This window comes from Tateyamaria sp. 7Alg 36, from assembly GCF_059882455.1.
Genome location: NZ_CM187613.1, coordinates 1,869,196 through 1,887,822, shown reverse-complemented (window position 1 = coordinate 1,887,822; position 18,627 = coordinate 1,869,196). Strand labels below are relative to the sequence as shown.

Annotated in this window: 23 protein-coding genes; 16 read left to right on the top strand and 7 right to left on the bottom strand. The window is 59.7% G+C overall.

The features are described from left to right. Positions 1-71 precede the first annotated feature (71 nt). The gene (locus tag AC6GQJ_RS09320) at positions 72-506 is read left to right on the top strand and encodes a GFA family protein (protein ID WP_500767603.1); all 435 of its coding nucleotides are present in this window, start codon (positions 72-74) and stop codon (positions 504-506) included. Between the two features lie 96 nt (positions 507-602). Here AC6GQJ_RS09320 and holA read toward each other — a convergent pair whose 3' ends face one another. The 4 genes from holA to AC6GQJ_RS09300 all read right to left on the bottom strand — a co-directional run bounded on the left by holA (position 603) and on the right by AC6GQJ_RS09300 (position 5,165). After that, positions 603-1,604: a DNA polymerase III subunit delta gene (gene holA / locus AC6GQJ_RS09315; protein ID WP_500767602.1), complete on the bottom strand. Its 1,002-nt coding sequence runs from the start codon at positions 1,602-1,604 to the stop codon at positions 603-605. Next, positions 1,601-2,068, bottom strand: a complete 468-nt coding sequence (gene lptE, locus AC6GQJ_RS09310; protein ID WP_500767601.1) for an LPS assembly lipoprotein LptE — start codon at positions 2,066-2,068, stop codon at positions 1,601-1,603. Before lptE ends, holA begins: the two co-directional genes overlap by 4 nt. Positions 2,069-2,072: 4 nt before the next feature. Beyond that, positions 2,073-4,610, bottom strand: coding sequence for a leucine--tRNA ligase (gene leuS / locus AC6GQJ_RS09305; protein WP_500767600.1), 2,538 nt, complete (start codon positions 4,608-4,610; stop codon positions 2,073-2,075). Positions 4,611-4,700: 90 nt separating this feature from the next. After that, on the bottom strand, positions 4,701-5,165 hold the full coding sequence (locus tag AC6GQJ_RS09300) for a DUF3576 domain-containing protein (protein ID WP_500767599.1): 465 nt from the start codon (positions 5,163-5,165) through the stop codon (positions 4,701-4,703). A 287-nt stretch (positions 5,166-5,452) separates the two neighbouring features. On the opposite strand from AC6GQJ_RS09300, the gene AC6GQJ_RS09295 reads away from it, so the two are divergent. Beyond that, entirely contained in the window at positions 5,453-6,472 is a 1,020-nt protein-coding gene (locus AC6GQJ_RS09295; protein WP_500767598.1) for a porin, read from the top strand. Positions 6,473-6,578: 106 nt separating this feature from the next. Beyond that, positions 6,579-7,232, top strand: a complete 654-nt coding sequence (locus AC6GQJ_RS09290) for a YggS family pyridoxal phosphate-dependent enzyme (RefSeq protein WP_500767597.1) — start codon at positions 6,579-6,581, stop codon at positions 7,230-7,232. Here AC6GQJ_RS09290 and AC6GQJ_RS09285 read toward each other — a convergent pair. Further along, entirely contained in the window at positions 7,229-7,738 is a 510-nt protein-coding gene (locus AC6GQJ_RS09285) for a L,D-transpeptidase family protein (RefSeq protein WP_500767596.1), read from the bottom strand. The genes AC6GQJ_RS09290 and AC6GQJ_RS09285 overlap by 4 nt on opposite strands. Before the next feature lie 43 nt (positions 7,739-7,781). After that, complete coding sequence (ribA, locus tag AC6GQJ_RS09280) at positions 7,782-8,870, bottom strand: GTP cyclohydrolase II (protein WP_500767595.1); 1,089 nt, start codon at positions 8,868-8,870, stop codon at positions 7,782-7,784. Between the two features lie 158 nt (positions 8,871-9,028). Here ribA and AC6GQJ_RS09275 point away from each other — a divergent pair, with 158 nt between their 5' ends. Then, positions 9,029-9,715 carry a response regulator transcription factor gene (locus tag AC6GQJ_RS09275; RefSeq protein WP_500767594.1) on the top strand — a complete coding sequence of 229 codons (687 nt, stop codon included), beginning with the start codon at positions 9,029-9,031 and terminating at the stop codon, positions 9,713-9,715. Positions 9,716-9,962: 247 nt separating this feature from the next. Here the strand turns inward: AC6GQJ_RS09275 and AC6GQJ_RS09270 are convergent, their stop codons facing one another. Then, positions 9,963-10,169: a cold-shock protein gene (locus AC6GQJ_RS09270; protein WP_005851393.1), complete on the bottom strand. Its 207-nt coding sequence runs from the start codon at positions 10,167-10,169 to the stop codon at positions 9,963-9,965. Positions 10,170-10,412: 243 nt separating this feature from the next. Here AC6GQJ_RS09270 and AC6GQJ_RS09265 point away from each other — a divergent pair, with 243 nt between their 5' ends. From AC6GQJ_RS09265 to AC6GQJ_RS09210, 12 genes are all read left to right on the top strand, one after another. Beyond that, positions 10,413-11,201: an exodeoxyribonuclease III gene (locus AC6GQJ_RS09265; protein ID WP_500767593.1), complete on the top strand. Its 789-nt coding sequence runs from the start codon at positions 10,413-10,415 to the stop codon at positions 11,199-11,201. Positions 11,202-11,553: 352 nt separating this feature from the next. Further along, the gene (locus AC6GQJ_RS09260) at positions 11,554-11,970 is read left to right on the top strand and encodes a PAAR domain-containing protein (protein WP_500767592.1); all 417 of its coding nucleotides are present in this window, start codon (positions 11,554-11,556) and stop codon (positions 11,968-11,970) included. Beyond that, on the top strand, positions 11,967-12,458 hold the full coding sequence (locus tag AC6GQJ_RS09255; RefSeq protein ID WP_500767591.1) for a DUF4123 domain-containing protein: 492 nt from the start codon (positions 11,967-11,969) through the stop codon (positions 12,456-12,458). Before AC6GQJ_RS09260 ends, AC6GQJ_RS09255 begins: the two co-directional genes overlap by 4 nt. A 5-nt stretch (positions 12,459-12,463) precedes the next feature. Then, complete coding sequence (locus AC6GQJ_RS09250; protein WP_500767590.1) at positions 12,464-13,156, top strand: hypothetical protein; 693 nt, start codon at positions 12,464-12,466, stop codon at positions 13,154-13,156. Next, positions 13,156-14,844, top strand: a complete 1,689-nt coding sequence (locus tag AC6GQJ_RS09245) for a polymorphic toxin type 15 domain-containing protein (protein ID WP_500767589.1) — start codon at positions 13,156-13,158, stop codon at positions 14,842-14,844. The genes AC6GQJ_RS09250 and AC6GQJ_RS09245 overlap by 1 nt, the downstream gene beginning before the upstream one ends. Positions 14,845-14,851: 7 nt before the next feature. After that, the gene (locus AC6GQJ_RS09240) at positions 14,852-15,547 is read left to right on the top strand and encodes a GAD-like domain-containing protein (protein WP_500767588.1); all 696 of its coding nucleotides are present in this window, start codon (positions 14,852-14,854) and stop codon (positions 15,545-15,547) included. A gap of 113 nt (positions 15,548-15,660) precedes the next feature. Further along, positions 15,661-16,191 (top strand): SMI1/KNR4 family protein, encoded by a 531-nt coding sequence (locus AC6GQJ_RS09235; protein WP_500767587.1) that lies wholly within the window; start codon positions 15,661-15,663, stop codon positions 16,189-16,191. Between the two features lie 23 nt (positions 16,192-16,214). Further along, positions 16,215-16,466, top strand: a complete 252-nt coding sequence (locus AC6GQJ_RS09230; RefSeq protein WP_500767586.1) for a hypothetical protein — start codon at positions 16,215-16,217, stop codon at positions 16,464-16,466. 72 nt (positions 16,467-16,538) lie between these two features. Next, positions 16,539-16,718 (top strand): hypothetical protein, encoded by a 180-nt coding sequence (locus tag AC6GQJ_RS09225; RefSeq protein ID WP_500767585.1) that lies wholly within the window; start codon positions 16,539-16,541, stop codon positions 16,716-16,718. Between the two features lie 137 nt (positions 16,719-16,855). Next, positions 16,856-17,785 (top strand): thioredoxin, encoded by a 930-nt coding sequence (gene trxA / locus AC6GQJ_RS09220; protein WP_500767584.1) that lies wholly within the window; start codon positions 16,856-16,858, stop codon positions 17,783-17,785. A 27-nt stretch (positions 17,786-17,812) separates the two neighbouring features. Next, on the top strand, positions 17,813-18,454 hold the full coding sequence (locus tag AC6GQJ_RS09215; RefSeq protein ID WP_500767583.1) for an LON peptidase substrate-binding domain-containing protein: 642 nt from the start codon (positions 17,813-17,815) through the stop codon (positions 18,452-18,454). Next, a complete protein-coding gene (locus AC6GQJ_RS09210) occupies positions 18,451-18,627 on the top strand; it encodes a Trm112 family protein (RefSeq protein ID WP_500767582.1) in 177 nt (58 codons plus the stop codon). Before AC6GQJ_RS09215 ends, AC6GQJ_RS09210 begins: the two co-directional genes overlap by 4 nt.

Genomic DNA, 18,627 nt, shown 5'->3' with positions numbered 1-18,627 from the left:
ATGTTGCCAGAAACTGTCATCGTTGCTGTGATAGGGTCGGACGCACACCAGCGGTTAAAAGGAGCATTATCATGTCGCATACCGGATCATGCCTGTGTGGGGCCGTGTCGTTCACGGCGCGCACACCGATCACCGAAACCTCGGCCTGCCATTGCGCGATGTGCCGCAAATGGTCCGGCGGTGTTTTTATGGGCGTCGTCGTACCGCAGGACGGGATGGAGATCACGGGCGCGGAGCATATTGCCACTTTCAAATCTTCGGACTGGGCCGAGCGGGCGTTCTGCAAAACCTGCGGCAGCAGCCTGTTCTACCGCGTGACGGAAGAGGGGCCAATGCAGGGCGAATACCATATCGGCCTTGGCACGCTGGACGATGCAAATGGTATTGATTTCAACACCGAGTTTTTTATCGACCTGAAGCCCGACAGCTATCATTTTGGCGATGGTGCGGCGCGCCAACAGTTGAGCGAGGAAGAGGTCATCGCGCTGTTTTCGGGGCAGGGCTGATCCGAAGGACGCTGGCGCGACGAGATTGTTAGGGGGCTTTGCCCCCATCGCTGGCGCGATTCCCCCAGGATTTTCTGGAACAGAGAAGGAGGAGCGTCAGCGTTGTGCCAGCATGGCGAGGCGGATGAAGGTGCGTTCGACGAGGGCGAGCGCAGGGGCGTGTTGACCGGCGGAGCGGAGTTTGAGGTCGGTATCGGTGAGTTCGGTAAGGGCTTGTTCAAGTTTGATCGGGCCCCATTTGCGCGCTTGGGCGGTCATCTTGTCCCTGTTCGGGCCCCAGATTTGCGGACGGCCCGAAGTGTCGAGGGCGGCGCGGTGCAGGGTGCGGAAATGGCGCATGGCGTTGATGCAAAGAGTGACGGCGTTTACGCCTTGGGCCGACAAGCGTTGCATCACCGGACCGATCTGCGCCGCCTGACCATCGCCCACCACCAGCAGCACGTCGTCTACCGCCGCCTCGATCGAGGCGGGGGCGCAGGCGGCGATGTCGTCGGCGCTGAGTGGGGCGGGGTCATTGAGTTTGTACAGGCCGATCTTAGTCAGAGTCTGGCGGAAATCACCGGGTTCGATGTCATTTGCCAATGTGATCAGCAATTGCATCGCCTCTTGGGGCGGGGCGTCGATGCCTGCGGCCTTGAGGTCGCGTTCGATTTCGTCCCGTGTCGGCGGCGTGTCGTAAATGCCTGTGGCGTATGCGCTTTTGTGGGCCTCGAACGCTTTGCGCATTTTCGAGGTCGGTTTCAGTGCGCCTGCTGTGACGATGATGCTGGCATCGCCGGGTGCCCACGCGTCAAGCGCTTGGGTGATGGTCGGGCCGACGGTTTCGGTGGCGTCTTCGACGAGGGCCACGCGCGGTCCGGGGAAAAAGCCGATGGCCTTGACCGCGTCCAGCAGCAGTGCGGGCGTTTTCCGTAGCTCAGCCCCCGAGATGCGTGTCAAGCGCATTTCTTCTTCGCCCGAGGGGCCGATGAGGGCGGCCACGATCTGCTGTCGTTTCAGCGCGATCCGCATCGGGTCGGCGCCGTAGATCAGCATACCGGCAGAATCCGGATCCGGTTTGGCGAAATAGCTGTTGGCCTGACCGGTGGACAGTTTCACAGCGCGCTTGCCTGTAGCCGCAGCACGATCTGGTCGGCGAGGATGGTCATCAGCCGTTCCTGTGCATCCCGTCGCGCCGCAAGGGTTGCGACGTTGGTGCCGGTGGCCGAATAGCCGACAAATGTATCCACCGTTTCGGCGCGCAACACGGTTCCGGTGCCCGCCTCGACAAGGGTGTAGGCAGCCGAGCCGATCAGGTGATAGCGCCGCGTGTCGCCGTCCGAGTCGATGGCACGCGCCTCTTCCGCGACGTTGAGGTCGACGGCAAGGCGGAAGGCGGGATCGCCAGCGCGGCCCAGCCGTTCCTCAAGCCGTTGCACCAGAAGGTAACCAGCGCGGTCGTCGGGCTGATCGACCAGCACGCGGTTTTGCAAGACAGCACCCGCGCCGTTCGGTCCGTAGGCGGGTTCGAATCCGCACGCTCCCACCAGCAGGACCAAAAGCAGTGCGCAGATGCGGGTCATGTTTTTATACCACCACGTTGACGATGCGGCCCGGCACGACGATCACCTTTTTCGGGGTGCCGCCGTCCAGCGCCTTTTGCACAGCTTCTGTTGCCAGCGCCTGTTTTTCAACCTCTGCCTTGTCCATGTCGGCAGGAACCGTCAATTCGCCGCGCCGTTTGCCGTTGATCTGGATCGGAAGCGTCACGGTGTCGGAAACCAGCATTTTGTCATCCGCCTTGGGCCATGGCGCGGTAGTCACAAGCCCTTCGCCACCCTGACGGGCCCAGATGTCTTCGGCCAGATGCGGTGTCATCGGGGCCATAAGCTGGGCCAGTGTCATCACGGCCTGACGTTGTGCAGCATAGCTTGCCTTGGACTTCTGCAGCACGGCGGTAAAGCCGTAGAGTTTGGCGATGGCCGCGTTGAAACCGAAGGATTCGACGCCCACGGTCACATCGTGAATGGCCTTGTGCATGGCGCGCAGAAGGTCTTCGTCGCCCTGGCCTGCGGCGTCTTTGTCCATTTCGGCCACGCGTTCACTGATAGTGTGTACACGGGTGAGGTGTTTGAAGGCGGCTTCGGCCCCGCTGGCGGTCCATTCCACATCCCGTTCAGGGGGCGAATCCGACAGCACGAACCAGCGCGCCGTATCCGCGCCGTAGGCGGCGATGATGCCCAGCGGGTCCACGACGTTCTTTTTGGATTTGGACATTTTGGCCGATGGAATGATCTCGACCTCGGTGCCGTCGGCCAGTTTGCCGTCGGTCACATCCTCGGGCAGGTGGTAAACGGGGCGGCCCTTTTCATCGCGGGTCTGGTAAATCTCGTGCGTGACCATGCCTTGGGTGAACAGCGCGTCGAATGGTTCGATTGCGGTTTCGGGCAGGTGGCCGGTGATTTGCATCGCGCGGGCGAAGAACCGTGAATACAGCAGGTGCAGGATCGCGTGTTCGATGCCGCCGATATACTGGTCGACATTCATCCAGTATGCCGCGTCTTCGGCATTTGTGGGCGTGTCGGCATTGGGCGAGGTAAAGCGTGCGTAATACCACGAGCTGTCCACAAACGTGTCCATCGTGTCGGTTTCACGCTTGGCCGCCTTGCCGCAGGACGGGCAGGGCGTGTCGCGCCATGTGGGGTGACGATCCAGCGGGTTGCCAGGAATGTCAAAGGACACGTCATCGGGCAGGACAACCGGCAGGTTTTCCTTTTTCTCGGGGACCACACCGCAGTCGTCACAATGCACCACCGGAATCGGACATCCCCAATAGCGTTGGCGCGACAGGCCCCAATCGCGCAGGCGGTACTGCTTTTGACCTTTGCCAAGGCCGTTTGCCTCGAAATAGTCGATTGTGGTGTCGATCGCCTGTTGGCTGGTGGCGGTGCCGACGCCCGCGAAATGGTCGATAAAGTCGACGACCTCGGTTTTGGCAGGGACGAGTGCGACGTCTTCGACCTCGGTATGATCGCCGGGCATGTAGAAGGCGTTTTGCACCGGCAGGTCGTATTTCCGTGCGAAATCAAGGTCGCGCTGGTCGTGCGCAGGGCAACCGAAGACCGCGCCTGTGCCGTAATCCATCAAAACGAAGTTGCCGATCCAGACGGGCAGTTCCTGATCCGCGTAAACGGGGTGTTTGACGCGAACGCCGGTGTCGATGCCCTTCTTTTCGGCCTTTTCCATGGCCGCCTCGGTGGTGTCCATATGGCGGCAATCGTCGATAAAGGCGGCGAGGTCGGGGTTGTCCGCCTCAAGCGCCTTGGCGACGGGGTGGTCGGGGGACACGGCAATAAAGGACGCGCCACGCATCGTGTCGGGGCGGGTGGAATAGCATCGGATCGTGCCCGCGCCGTCCGTGCGTTCGAAGGGAATGTCGATGCCGCGCGACTCGCCGATCCAGTTTTCCTGCATCAGACGCACTTTGGCGGGCCAGTTTTCCAGACCATCAAGCGCGGCTTTCAATTCGCCCGCCATGTCGGAAATCTTGAAGAACCACTGCGTCAACTCGCGGCGTTCGACCTCGGCACCGGAACGCCAACCCTTGCCGTCGATCACCTGCTCGTTGGCAAGGACCGTCATATCGACCGGATCCCAGTTCACTTGGGCGTTCTTGCGATAGACCAGATCGGCCTTCAGCATATCGAGGAACAGTGCCTGCTGCTGTCCGTAATATTCGGGATCGCAGGTGGCAAATTCGCGGGACCAGTCGATAGAAAGGCCCAGAGGTTTCATCTGACCGCGCATGTCGGCGATGTTGTCATAGGTCCATGTCTTGGGGTGGCCACCAATGGCCATCGCGGCGTTTTCGGCGGGCATGCCGAACGCATCCCAGCCCATGGGATGCAAAACATTGTGGCCAGTCGACAGCTTGTACCGCGCGATCACGTCGCCCATCGTGTAGTTGCGCACATGGCCCATATGGATGCGGCCCGACGGATAGGGGAACATCTCGAGCACATAGTATTTCGGCTTGTCCGCGCTGCGACGGGCGCGAAAAACATCGGCCTGTTCCCAAGCGGCCTGCCAGCGGGCTTCGATTTCGGAGGGGGAGTATGTGGCCATGATGGAAGTGATCCTGCTGGTAGACATGAAAACGCCGGGCGAGGGGCCCGGCGCTTTTCTTAATGTGGATTTATGCGCGCCGAAAGGCCTCTAAAGACGGTTGTCGGCAATCCGCAATTGGCGGGCGCGGGTCAGAATGGCGTCTTCGACAGCACGCACGGTCGCAGCGTCGGCTGTGCCGCCACGGGTTTGCAGTGCCACGTTCAGCGACCGGGCATCCAAAGCGGGGTCTTGGATAAGAACAGTCGCACGGTAAGCGCGCCCGCCGCCGGGTGGGGTGCCATAGCCTGTGACGATAACGCCGGTGAACGGATCAACCGACTGGATCGGCAGAAAGTCGAGAACCTGCAGCGTGGCGGACCATATATAGCGGTTCACCTGTACGATTGATTCTTGGTTACGTCGCGCGCGCAGCGCCTCGCCCAGTGTGGTCGCCCCTGCGCCGTCGCGCTGGCGTGCAATATCACTGTCGACGTTTTCTTGGTTTGGCGGACCAAAGCCAAAGCGTTGACCGCATCCGGTCAGCAAAACTGCACAACACAATACGGCTACCAACCCTGTGATGCGTCCTGAAGACTTTGATTTGACCATGTAACTGCCCCGCCGCGTTCAATTCTGCCTCTCTGATAGACAAGTTGAATTGACCCCGCAAGGCACAGGACAAGTCGAGGCGCCGATACCGGGCGAAAACATGGGTGTGGCAAAGCTGCACCATCTACCTTGGAATTGCCCCGCGCCGTGACGCGTTGCTTGAGTAGCGCGGTCAAATGGCTCAAACACCAGCCATCCCCTCACCGGATTCCCCGGTCAGGGCGTGTGAATATAAACCCGAGGGAAAACTCATGAAAAAAGTTCTCTTTGCTACAACCGCACTGGTCGCCACAGCTGGCATGGCAGCAGCGGACGTAAGCTTTAGTGGATATGGCCGTTTTGGTCTGTTCCACCAAGAAAACGCAGCTGGCACAAACGAGACACGCATCGAACAGCGTTTCCGTCTGAACATCACTGGCCAAACAACTACTGACAATGGTCTGGAATTTGAAGGCCGCATTCGTTTCGAAACAAACGAAAACGCACTTGGCGCGTCGGACACAGCTCAGTCTTCCGCAGCTGGTTTCGCAGTGTCCACAGGCGGCTTCCGCCTGGACGTTGGCCACGTGTCCAACGTTGTCGACTCCGGTGACGTGTTCGGCTACTACGGTGCCGGCTCCGTTGGTTACACAGGGTTCCTCGAGCAGCAAAACGGCTGGGCAGTTCCAGCAGTTGGCTTCGGTTCGAACACTCAGTTCACGACAGTCGCACCAACAATCAAAATCCGTTACTCGGTCGGTGACTTCACCGTTGCCATGTCCTACACAGACGATGCGGACACTCTGGCAGTCGCAAACGGTGGCTCGGTCGCTGCACCTACAACCACCGCAACCGGCTTCGCGCTCGGTACAGTTACAGCTAATAACGGTGGCGGCAACAGCGACATCCAGTTGGGTGTTGGTTACACGTTCGGCAACTACTCCATCGGTGCAGCTATCGGTCAGTCCGAAACAGCTGGTGGCACGGGCCCAGATGAAGACTACTACGTTGTGAGCTTCGCTGGTGAAGTTGGCGCTCTGGGCTTCAGCGTCCAGCTGGGCGACACAGACTCGCAGCCTGACATGTCCTATGGCTTCGCGATCAACTACGAAGTGGCCGCAGCGACATCCATCCAGTTTGTGTACTCCGAATCCGGTAACGGTGCAGCAGACTCCGACGCGTTCGGTATCGGCTTCAAGCATGAGCTGGGCGGTGGCGTGACACTGGGTGGCGGTATCGCCGACATCCGAGGCGCGACAACTGCTGACCTGGGTGTGGTCTTCGCCTTCTAAGTTGAAAGACACCTGACAGATTTGGGGCGGGCCTTTGGTCCGCCCCTTTTCTTTTGGGCCAGCCTGCTATTTTGTGATCCGCGATCGACATAATACAGGTGCGTCCATGTCCCTTTCTGAAATCACCCAATCCATCGCCAAAGCCGAAGCCGACGCAGGCCGCCCTGAGGGATCGGTGCATCTGATTGCGGTCAGCAAGGTGCAGCCCAATGAACGCGTTGCCTCGGTGCTGGACGAAGGGCAGCGCCTGTTCGGGGAAAATCGGGTGCAGGAAGCGTCGGACAAGTGGCCGGATTTCCGCGATACCTATGGCGCCATCGATGTGCATCTGATCGGCCCGTTACAGACCAACAAGGCGCGGCAGGCGATGGAGCTGTTTCAGGCCATCCATTCCGTTGATCGCCCGAAGCTGGCCAAAACCATCGCCCGTCTCGCCCAAGAGATTGGGCAATGCCCCGACCTTTTCATTCAGGTGAACACGGGCGAGGAACCTCAGAAAGCAGGCGTGATGCCGTCCGAAACGGACGCCTTTGTCGCCGAATGTCGTGCGCTGGACCTGCCCGTCAAAGGGTTGATGTGCATCCCCCCCGTGGACGAAGAACCGTCGCTGCATTTCGCGCTGTTGGCAAAGCTTGCCAAGCGTAACGACCTGACAGGGTTGTCCATGGGGATGAGCAGTGATTTTGCATCGGCCATCGCACTAGGCGCGACACATGTGCGCGTTGGTTCGGCCATTTTCGGGGAACGTGTACCAGCTTAACGCGCGATGTCCGCTGGCACGATAAGCCGTGTGTCGAACCCGATACGCGTCGCAATCCACGCCAGATCTTCGGGGCGCAACCCGATGCACCCTTCGGTCGAAAAGCCCGGTCTGCGCCAGCGGTGGATGAATATCGCGGACCCGCGCCCCGCCACCGCATAGGGCCAGTTCCAGTCCATCAAAATCACCAGATCATACAGCGGATCGGCACGGCGCAACGCTTCGTGACTGTGAGGGTAAGGTGCGCGGGCCATGTGGTTGTAATCTTCGGCCTCGGGATCGTCCGACCACACATCGCAGGGGCGGATCGGCAGCGCCCAATCGGTCGGGCGCGCCATGCGGTCAGGACGGTAAAGCATCCCGACAATCCGGTGCACGCCCACGGGCGTCGCACCGTCGCCTTCGCGTTTGGCTGTGCTAATGCCGCCGCGCCCAATGGTGCAGGGAAACAGACGGTTGCGAAAGCGCAGGCCACGCTTGGTCAGGACCAGATCGTTGGGGGTCATGCGGCCCCCGTGTTGGGTCGTGCAAACAGCGGGGCAGGGCGCGTCAAAACAGATGCCCCGATTTGGCGGCTTTGGTCGCAAGATAGTCAGCGTTGAATCGGTTTTCGCCAACTTGCAGGGCAACACGTTCCGCCACTGCCACGCCGCTTGCCTCCATCATGGCGACCTTGGCGGGGTTGTTGGTCAGCAGGCGCACTGATGAGAACCCCAAAGATTTCAGAATGTCCGACCCAAGCCGGAAATCGCGTTCATCATCCTCGAATCCCAGACGGTGGTTCGCCTCGACCGTGTCAAATCCCTGATCCTGTAGTGCATACGCGCGCATTTTGTTGGCAAGGCCGATGCCGCGCCCCTCTTGGCTCAGGTAAAGCAATACGCCAGTGCCCTCTGCCCCCATCTGTCCAAGGGCTGCGCGCAACTGGGGACCACAATCGCATTTGAGGCTGCCCATCACATCGCCGGTAAAGCAGGCTGAATGCAGCCGCGCCAGCACCGGTTTGCTGCGGTCGGGGCGCCCGATTTCAATGGCATAGTGTTCTTCGCCGCCGTCCTCGGGGCGGAACACGTGCAGCCGCCCTGCTTCGGAGACGTCCAGCGGCAAGCGGGCCGCGACCACTGCATGCAGCGGGCTGTTCTTCGCGAGGATGTCCGCCGCCATCGCGATAGGCACAACCGTCAGCCCGTGCTGCGCGGCGAACTGCAACCCGTCGGCCACGTCCACGCATAAGGCGGCGGGCAACAGGCGCGCGGATTTGCACAGTTGAACGGCCACACGGTGTGCCGTCGGATCGCCATCGCGCAGGGATGACAGTGGCCCCTTCATCGGGGCGGCAAGGTCATCGGCAGGATCGGCCAGCGATTGCAGCCACCCCAGCGTCGCCTCGTCCGGCACTGAAATGCGTGCGATGTTGCCGTCATAGGCCCGCGCTTTCAACGTTTCGGACCGACGCGATGTCAGGGCCAGCACCGGCGCGGTTGCAAGGGCGCGCACCGCGGCCAGCCGTTCCGGCGTCAGCGTCTCGACCGAGGCGGCGAGCAGCGCGCCTTGCCCGACCAGAACAATCGGCACGCCCATGCGCAGGTCGGCCCGCGCCCGCGCCAGTGTCTCAATCATGTCGGGGCCAAGGGTCATGTTACAGAATTCCACGCTTGCTTGGCCCGACATAAGCAAATCACACCGGAATTGAAACATTTCGCGCGCAGCCGACACATGGACGTGAGAGATTTGTGCGAAATCTTGTCCATCCGTGCAAAAGCCACATCTATAGTAGACCGAAACGGAGGCGTATGATGGCACAGCTCAAGAAAATTCTTCTGGTGGACGACGACGAGGACCTGCGCGAGGCGCTGAGCGAGCAGCTTGTCATGACCGAAGATTTCGACGTCTTCGAGGCAAGCAATGGCAGCGACGCCTTGGTGAAGGCCAAAGAGGCGATCTATGATCTTGTGATCCTTGATGTGGGCCTGCCGGATACGGATGGCCGCGAATTGTGCCGTGTGTTGCGCAAGCAGGGGGTGAAATCCCCGATCCTGATGCTGACCGGCCATGATACCGACGCCGATACCATTCTGGGTCTTGATGCGGGGGCCAACGACTATGTGACCAAGCCGTTCAAGTTCCCCGTCCTGCTGGCCCGCATCCGCGCCCAGTTGCGCCAGCACGAACAGTCCGAAGATGCAGTGTTCTCGCTTGGGCCATATACGTTCAAACCCAGTGCCAAAATGCTTGTCACCGAAGATGACAAGAAGATCCGCCTAACCGAGAAAGAGACGAACATCCTCAAGTTCCTCTATCGCTCAAGCGAAGGGGTCGTGGCGCGCGATGTGCTGCTGCACGAGGTGTGGGGGTATAACGCCGGCGTTACGACACACACGTTGGAAACCCACATCTATCGCCTGCGCCAGAAGATCGAGCCTGATCCATCGGCGGCGCGGCTGCTGGTCACCGAATCCGGCGGCTATCGACTGATGTCGTAAAAAAGCTCTGCGGCGATGGAACCAATGGATTTGTCGCGCAGTTACATCTTCAAGAACCGCACATGTCGGGGCCACATTGTGGCAAACATGTCCCTTCCCTCCCTGTTGGACTGACCCGGGCCGCGTGCCCGGGTTTTTTTTGGCTAACGCGATTCCAACCCCCAAACAGCAAAAAGGCCCACCGTTGCCGATGGGCCTTTCCGAATTCTATCTCAAAGCATGTTCCGCCGAGGCGAAACGCTGACCCTTAGGCCAGTGCGATGTTCGACGCGCTTTCGCGGCCGTCACGGCCTGCTTCGATGTCGAAAGTAACTTTCTGGTTGTCGGCCAGACCGGTCAGGCCTGCGCGCTCAACGGCAGAGATGTGCACGAACACGTCTTTGCTGCCACCATCGGGTGCGATAAAACCAAAACCTTTAGTTGTGTTGAACCATTTGACTGTGCCTGTGGCCATGTCATTTTCTCCTAATAGTCTGCCCACGGAATGCGGCAGGTCGGCTAAGTCATTGCAAGATCGAGTGACTGTGCCGTAAGGAGCAGTAAGGCCGATAGTGGTAACGTCGCAAAGTCCATTTAGAGGCGACTCGCATAAATAGCAAGGACTTTGCAGGGCACAGCGGAACGCCGCCTATTTGGGCTGGTCGCGCCCTGCGTGCAAAGATAGGGTCCGCGCAAACCAGATATCCGGAGCTTTTGCATGTCCTTTACCCTCGCCACATGGAACATCAACTCTGTCCGCCTGCGCGAACCGATTGTGTGCAAACTGCTGGCGGAAGAGGGGCCTGACGTACTGTGCTTGCAGGAATGCAAAAGCCCCGTGGACAAGATCCCGCGTGAACAGTTTGCCGCCCTTGGCTATAACCACATGGTTGCGCGTGGCGACAAGGGCTATAACGGCGTGGCCATCCTGTCGCGCCTGCCGATCGAGGAAGCGGGCGCAGAGGATTTTGCCACTCTTGGGCATGCGCGCCACATCGCGGGGCGGCTTGAGAATGGCGTGACGATCCACAACTTCTACGTCCCTGCGGGCGGCGACGCGCCCGACCGCGAGAAGAACGAGAAGTTCGGCCAAAAGCTCGACTACCTTACCGACATGCGCGACCATTTCCACGCCACGGCACCTGCCAAATCCATCCTCGTGGGTGATTTGAACATCGCCCCGCGCGAGGATGATGTCTGGAGCCACAAGCAGCTTTTGAAAATCGTTAGCCACACCCCTGTCGAGGTCGAGCATCTGGCGCAGGTGCAAGATTCGGGCAACTGGGTCGATATCACCCGTCAGGACATCCCCGAGGGACTGCTTTATTCGTGGTGGTCCTACCGCGCCAAGGATTGGAATGCCGCCGATAAGGGCCGCCGCCTTGACCACATCTGGGCCACCTCCGACATCGCCGCTGCAGGTCACAACAGCCGCATTCTGCGCGATGCACGCGGCTGGGAAAAGCCCAGCGATCACGCGCCTGTATTTGCGACCTTTGATCTGTAACCGCTGATTGTCTCGGCGCTGCCCGTATGGACACGGCGTGTGGGTACGCCAAACGGGGTCGCAGGATACTGATAAGGCAGGCGGAAATCCGCCTTTGCCTCTCGTTCCGTCGGGGTCGTTTTGTGGCGCATTGCAGTAGTGCAGTGCACAGTCAGCACGGGCGGATCGCCCTTGAAAACAAGGGCGGATGCACACTTGCCCATGGTATCTGTGCCATCTGTACGAATCCACAGCGCGCCGCATCACCTAAGCCATTCAAAAGTCAACGCTATTCGCCGGAATTCTACCCTTGCGATTGACCGTGGTTAATTTACTTAAGCAGTAAGGTGTTTCGTTTTTAAGGTGTGGGCTTTTGCGTTTTCCCTCGGCGCGTATCTCCGATATGCACACGTGCCCTTTGATTAATCCGGGTCCGGTGCCGCATGTTGGCGGGCCGATTGTGACGGGTGCGGCGACGGTGATCGTGGGCGGCATGCCTGCGGCGCGCATCAGCGATACATGTGTCTGCGTCGGCCCGCCGGACACGGTCGCCAAAGGGTCAACGACTGTGTTGATCGAATCCAAACCAGCAGCGCGCATTTCTGATTCGACGGCTCATGGCGGCGTCATCGTATCGGGCTGTCCCACCGTTCTGATCGGCACCAAGGGCGGCAGCGGCGCGGGCGCGCCCCATGGTCCGATGCAGGGTCTGTCGCGGCAGGCCAATTCCTTGCTTCGGGCGGCGCGGGAACGCACCCCGTTCTGTGAACAGTGCGAGGAGAACGCGTGAACCAGCTCAACAGCTTTGGTGTGATCGACCTTGCCTCTGCTGTGCCCCTGCGCAGCAAGGTAGTTAGCCTGTCGCCGCCCCAAGCCTGTTCACTGCTGGACGCAACCACCTATCTGGATGTGATTCCGGTCGGCCCGTGGCTGATTGATCTGGGGCAGTGCGGTGACCTGCGCCGCCTCTGGATCAAAGAGGTGCGCAATGTCGAATGGGGCTATACCATCCACACCTCTCTTGATCTGACCGACCTGCGTCGCCACTTGCGCAAATTTGCACTGGCCGAGGTCGAGGGCGAGGAAAAGCCGATGCTGTTCCGCTATTTTGATGCGCGGATCATTCGTGCGTTCCTGCTCGAAGTCTTCACGCCCGAAGAACGCCAACGCTTTCTTGCGCCTCTGCACAGCGTCGAGGTGCGCAGCGCCGACGACAACGGCACGTTGGTGTTCCAGCCGGACGCCCCCGAAACCCAAGCATGGCGGGCGCAGGGATGATGCGGGTGTCGAAATCCGCGCTGGCCCCGTTCCGCGAGGCAGGCATCGCCACGTGGGCGATGGAGACAAGCGGCTTTCTGGCCAATACATATGCGGATTACTTCAGCGCGCTTGGCACCCGCACCACTGATCTGGAAGACATGTGCACCGCTGTCTATCGTTGGGCGGATCGGACAGGGTGTTCGTCGAACCGGTTGCTGCGGCAATTGTGCTGCCTCTCGGTATCGCTTGGCCACCAGTTCTGGCAGGACCCCCGCTTTGGCGATTACGTGGCGACCACGGTTGAAAATCGCGATGTGCCGCGTGCCAAGGCGGTTGCCGATCTGATGGGTCATGGCACGGTCTGGCTGGACGCGCTGTGGTCTGACGATTCGATCAACGAATTCGGGGAGCGTTTGTGCACGCTGATCCTGCGTGGCTATGCGGTGAATTCGGACACGTTGCGCTATGCCCTGCCGGGTCATGCGGCGATGTTTACGCCGGACAATGAAACCCGCCTGCTGGTCTGGCTGGGGCCGCGCCTGCCCGAATGCCAGTACAGCCATCAGCGTCTTGCCTATACCTGCCTTGCGTTCGCGCTTGGCGCGGCGTGGTGGAGAGATCCGCAATACCGGATGCTGGCACACCACGTTTCGGCTCAATCCGACGCGCAACAGTTGGTGAACCGGATTTTGCCAATGTTTCGGGCGATGCCCTGATGGGGGGCAGCCCGCATAGCGCCTCCGGCCTCGGCGATGCGTCCGTCGCCGCCGCCACGGGGGCGGACCGGCCGGTCGGGCTGGTGGCCGAACAATGCGCGGCAGTGGGCTGGGTCTATGGCTATTACGATGACAAGTGGCAGTCCCCGCTGACGCTGTTGCCTGTGCGCGTGACGGACATCAACGGCGGGACGATCGACGAAGGCGGTCGCACCATGGGCCTGCCCACGTTCGGCTTGGAAGACGGCCAGCCCATCGATTCGGTCCGCCCCCAGCTTGGCACGCAGACCTATCATGCCCCGCAAGAGGGCCGCGTGATTGTCGAGATCGGCCCCGATCCGGGCGGGCCGGACCCCGCCACACTAGAGGCGCAGATCATCGCCGATCTCGAAAAATTTGCGCGCGACATGGAAGGTGAAATCGAGCCGTGGACCATGCGCTGGCAGGACGAAGGCTGGTGGGGGCTGATCGGCAGCTTCTTCGAGTCGACGGGTGACGGGCTGTCGGCGTGGTGGGAAGGCGAAGGCGAGTTCTGGCAAACCGTCTGGGACTGGCTACGCAACTTGCCGGACCTTGCCGCCGATGCATTCGATGGGGCGGTCGCGGGCTTCAAAGAACTGTGGGACCGGCGCGAGGAAATCCTGTCGCTGATCCAGTATTTGGCCGAAGGTGCGGTGGATCAGTTCGAAGACGGTCTCGAACTGTTGTTGGACCTGCTTGCAGGCATTCCGGGCCTTGAGGAAATCGTTGATCTGTTGCGCGCGGCGGTTCAACAAAGCGCGGAATGGGCGGGTGCCATGATCGAAATGGCGCGCGAAACCCGTGTGCTGACCGTGCTGGCGGGCACGATCATCGGCACGATCATGATGATCCCGCCAAACTTCTGGACAGACATGATCGGGCTGGCCACGGGGTACCTAATTCCCGAAGTGTTCATCGCCATCATCTTTGCGCTGATCGCGTTCTTTTCCGGCGGAACGTTGGGCCATGGATTGGTCGCACGGCTGGTTGCTTTTGTCGCAAAGGTCCAGTCAAAACTGGTCGCAGCGGGTGGCGCAGGCCGCGTTCTGATCGGGATGCTCGAGTTTACCCTGTCCCTGATGGGCAAGATGGTCGACCTGATCAAGGCGCTGAAACGCAGGATTTCAGAAAGAAGCGTTGGCGCCACAGGAGAAGCCACGCCGGTGATCCGCAGCACGGCGCGGCGCGTCAGAGACCCCGATGAAATGCCATGTTTCAACAAGCCGCCAAACGCAACGGACCAAGAGTTCCTTGATCAGCTAACCGAACAGGAAAATGCGATCAACAACACCAACCTTGATGACCTGATGGAACGGCGCGCAGCGGTTGTTGAAAATGGCACTGGGGCCCTTAGGGACCGTGCCGCGCAGACTGCGGCCCGTGACATTTGGCTGGATGAACGTGTTGGCGAGTTGATTGCCATGGGTGAACTTGACGAAGTCGCCATTGAAATGGCGCAGCGGGAAGCCGCCGTACTGGACGCGACACACGTTCTGGATATTGTTGCGGGTGGGAACCCATCTGATATTTCCGGCTTGCAAAACCGATCGGTCAACAGATCTCTGGGGTCGCAATGGCGTGGCAAAGTTGGCGCGCTCGATGAAGCGCTAGCGGCACAAGCCGCCGCAGGTGCGACAAAGCCGAACATTAGACTGAAGCCATGTTAGGAAGCACATGACATATATCAGCGAAATCAGAGGCCGCAGCGGCAAAGACCATATTGATAGCGTGATGAAACGTGCCGGACCGCTGCTTGATGCGCGCCCTGTGGACGAGGCGACATTGCAGACATGGACCGGAATGGTGCCGGACATCCTGATCGACTTTTGGCGCAATCACGGTGTCGGCGCGCTTCAGGGCGGGTTGATGCGCCTGTGCATACCAAGCGATTTTGATGGCCTTCTGTCCCAGATTTTTCACGCGGACCAAGATTTTTCGCACAAGGACTGCCATGTAATCGGATACGGCCCCTTCGGGAACCTGATTGTCTGGAGCGCGCGCCATTGGATCGTCAGAATAGAGTTGCTGCACGGGCGCGTCTCGGCCTCGGGGCTGAGTGATCCAAGCAAAAAACACAACGAGAATGCATCGATTGTCGCCCACCTTTTGGGCCATCAGCCTGACAGTCTGGATGTGGTGGACGACGATGGTAAAAAGCTGTTCAAACCTGCGGTCAGCGCGCTTGGCCCGCTAGAGGCAGGGCAGGCGTTTGGGTTTTTCCCGGCCTTGGCAATGGGCGGTGCGCCGCAGGTCGCCAACCTCAAGATCGTGCCGGCGTTGGAACATTTTCTATTTCTCGCACAGCTCCAACAGTTCCAGCTGGTTAACTATCTTGGCAGCGCGCCCGGCACTGTGAGGCCAATCGGGTAAAATCAGCAGGGGGGGGCGTCCATCTCCGTGACCTCTGGCTTTATGTCTGCGCTGACACGGGCATTTCAGTGGTCCCTGCATTGGGTCTGATTCTGATGTAAGGAACAACTTTCGTGGCGCTCAATAAGAACATTCAGCTTGAACCCAAAGGTCTTGAACAAGGTGAACAGCGCCTGACCGGTGCTGAAACGGAACAGGCGCTTGGCCATACCTTGCCGCAGGGGCTTATTGATCTTCTGGACCCGATTAAATCACCCGCTTTTTTCAACGGTTCCGTGCGCATCAAAGTGGAGGAACGCAATCCCCTGACAGATAAAGAAGGACGGCAAGAGGTTCTTATGCTTTTCGGGTTGACCTCTGGCAAGGACGGGATCGTGGTAAAGTATCAAAACTATAACGGGCGTTTTGCCCGACAGTGCACACCTTTCGCCGAAGACGGTTTGGGCAATCTCTTTGTTATTGATGCGGTTTCAGGCCAAGTTAAATTTTGGCATCATGAATGTATGGATGGCGAAACCAGCCCAAAGGCGCTGACCTTGGTCGCTGAAGACTTCGATAGTTTCATATCCGGTTTGGAACTCACCAAAGAAGAGCACAATCCAGAGCTTTTGCAGGGCGTTAAGAGCTTTCGGTTCGATTTTTGACAATTTGCGGGCACACTCACCCGATGAAACTCAGAGAAATGAAAACCTACCTCGCCGCCCATGGCGTCGAAGATGGAACCGCCTACACACATGGTGGACTTGGCGGCGGCGAAATCCACGGCATCGAAGAAATCGACGGCGTCTGGCACACCTATTACAGCGAACGTGGCAGCAAACGTAATTACCGCGCATGGCCCAGCGAAGAAGATGCGGTGGCTTTTGTCGTGAAAGATGCCGAAAAGTTCGCGCGCGCTTACAAGTTCTGGAGAGAATGAGAGTTCATCAGCCCCGATCAGGTCCATACCTACGTTGCGCGGCACGGACTGGAGGACAAACAGGACTATGTATTGAACGGTCTGCGCCCCGCACGACATCCGCGCCCCGAGGTGCCGGGTTTGGAGCGTCACGGCAAATACTGGTACACCTATTATGCGCAACCCGATGCAAAAGCTTCTCTTTTGCGCCACGCCACATTCGAGGATGCCGCCCAATGGGTGATCGACGCGGCCAAAGCGCACCCCGATTAGGCCGGTGCCGCCAACGGCCCGCAGCGCCAAACGCCTGAAAAACCGCGCCCATCGGGGGCGCGTACAGGGATGCCCCCCTTGGCACGCCCCGCTGACGGGTCCATATACATTTCGAACCGATTAAAAGGACCGCAGATATGACAGATTTGGGACTGATTGGCGGGGCCGCCGGAGCGCCCGCTGCTGCCGACCTGATCAAGGACACCACGGAAGCGACCTTTATGGTCGACGTGGTCGAAACCAGCCAGACGACCCCCGTGATCGTAGACTTTTGGGCGCCTTGGTGTGGCCCGTGCAAAACCTTGGGGCCGATGCTTGAGGACGCTGTGAAAGCGGCCAAAGGCGCGGTCAAAATGGTGAAGGTCAATGTCGACGAGGCGCAGATGCTGGCTGGACAATTGCAAATCCAGTCAATCCCGACGGTCTATGCCTTCTGGCAGGGTCAGCCCGTTGACGGGTTCCAAGGCGCGCAATCAGGGTCCGAAATCGCGGCCTTTATCGAACGCGTCATCAAGGCGTCGGGCGGTGAATCCCCCGAAGAAGGCCTGAACGAAGCCGTCGCTGCCGCCGAAGAAATGCTGAGCGAAGGGGCCGTGGACGATGCGGTACAAACCTTTGCCGCGATCCTTGAAGAACAGCCTGCGCATGCCGGTGCCTATGGCGGTCTGGTGCGCGCGCATATCGCACTTGGCGATCTCGATCAGGCCGAGGCGATCCTGAACGGCGCGCCGGTCGAAATCTCGAAAACGCCGGAACTGGATGCCGCCCATGCGCAACTGGAACTGGCCAAGCAGGCAGCGGATGCAGGCCCCGTGGCCGAACTGCGCGCGGCGGTCGAGGCGGACCCCGACAATCACGAGGCCCGTCTGGAACTGGCCAAGGCACTGCATGCCAGCGGCGAAACCCAAGAGGCGGTGGACGAGCTTTTGACGCTGTTCGGCAAGGACAAGGAATGGAATGACGGCGCGGCAAAGGCGCAACTATTTACCATCTTCGATGCGCTGAAAGCCAACGATCCGATTGTTTTGAACGGGCGGCGTCGATTGAGCTCGATGATATTTGCCTGATCGCTTTGACGGGCTAACTGGCTTGGTATGATAAAAGTGACTGACCTCCCCGGAGCGATTCCGGTGTTTCCACTGTCGGGTGCGTTGCTTTTGCCGCGCTCCCGATTGCCGCTGCACATCTTTGAACCGCGCTATTTGCAAATGCTGGACGACGCCCTGAAAACGCCAGGACGTCTGATCGGCATGGTGCAGCCTAACGAGGTCGCGGGCCGTTCGGGCCTTGGGTTGCACACGATTGGCTGCGCGGGCCGCATCACCCAGTTTTCCGAGACCGAGGATAACCGCTATCTGGTGACACTTAGCGGCATTTCGCGGTTCCGCGTACAGTCCGAAGTCGAAGGGTTCACGCCCTATCGCCGCTGCGAAGTGGCGTGGGACGGGTTCGACCGCGATCAGGGCGAGACGGAGGTGGACGACGTGTTCGATCGCGCGGCCTTCCTTGACCTGCTGGGCCGCTATTTCGAAGCGCGCGCGCTCTCTGCGGATTGGGAAACATTGAACGAAGCCGATGACGAGTTGCTGATCAACTCGCTTTCGATGATGCTGGACTTTGATCCAGAGGACAAACAGGCGCTGCTTGAGGCGCCATCACTCAGCACGCGTCGCGAGACTCTGGTCACCTTGATCGAATTCGACCTGCGCGGCGGAGAAGGGGATATGTTGCAATGACAACCGAAGTGGACCGCCGCGTTCTTGAGGCGCTGATTTGCCCGCAAACCCACGCCACGCTGCGCTATGACGCAGAGGCGCAGGAGTTGATCTCGGAAGCGGCCAGTCTCGCCTATCCGATCCGCAACGGCATTCCCGTGATGTTGGTGGACGAAGCGCGCAAGATCGACTGA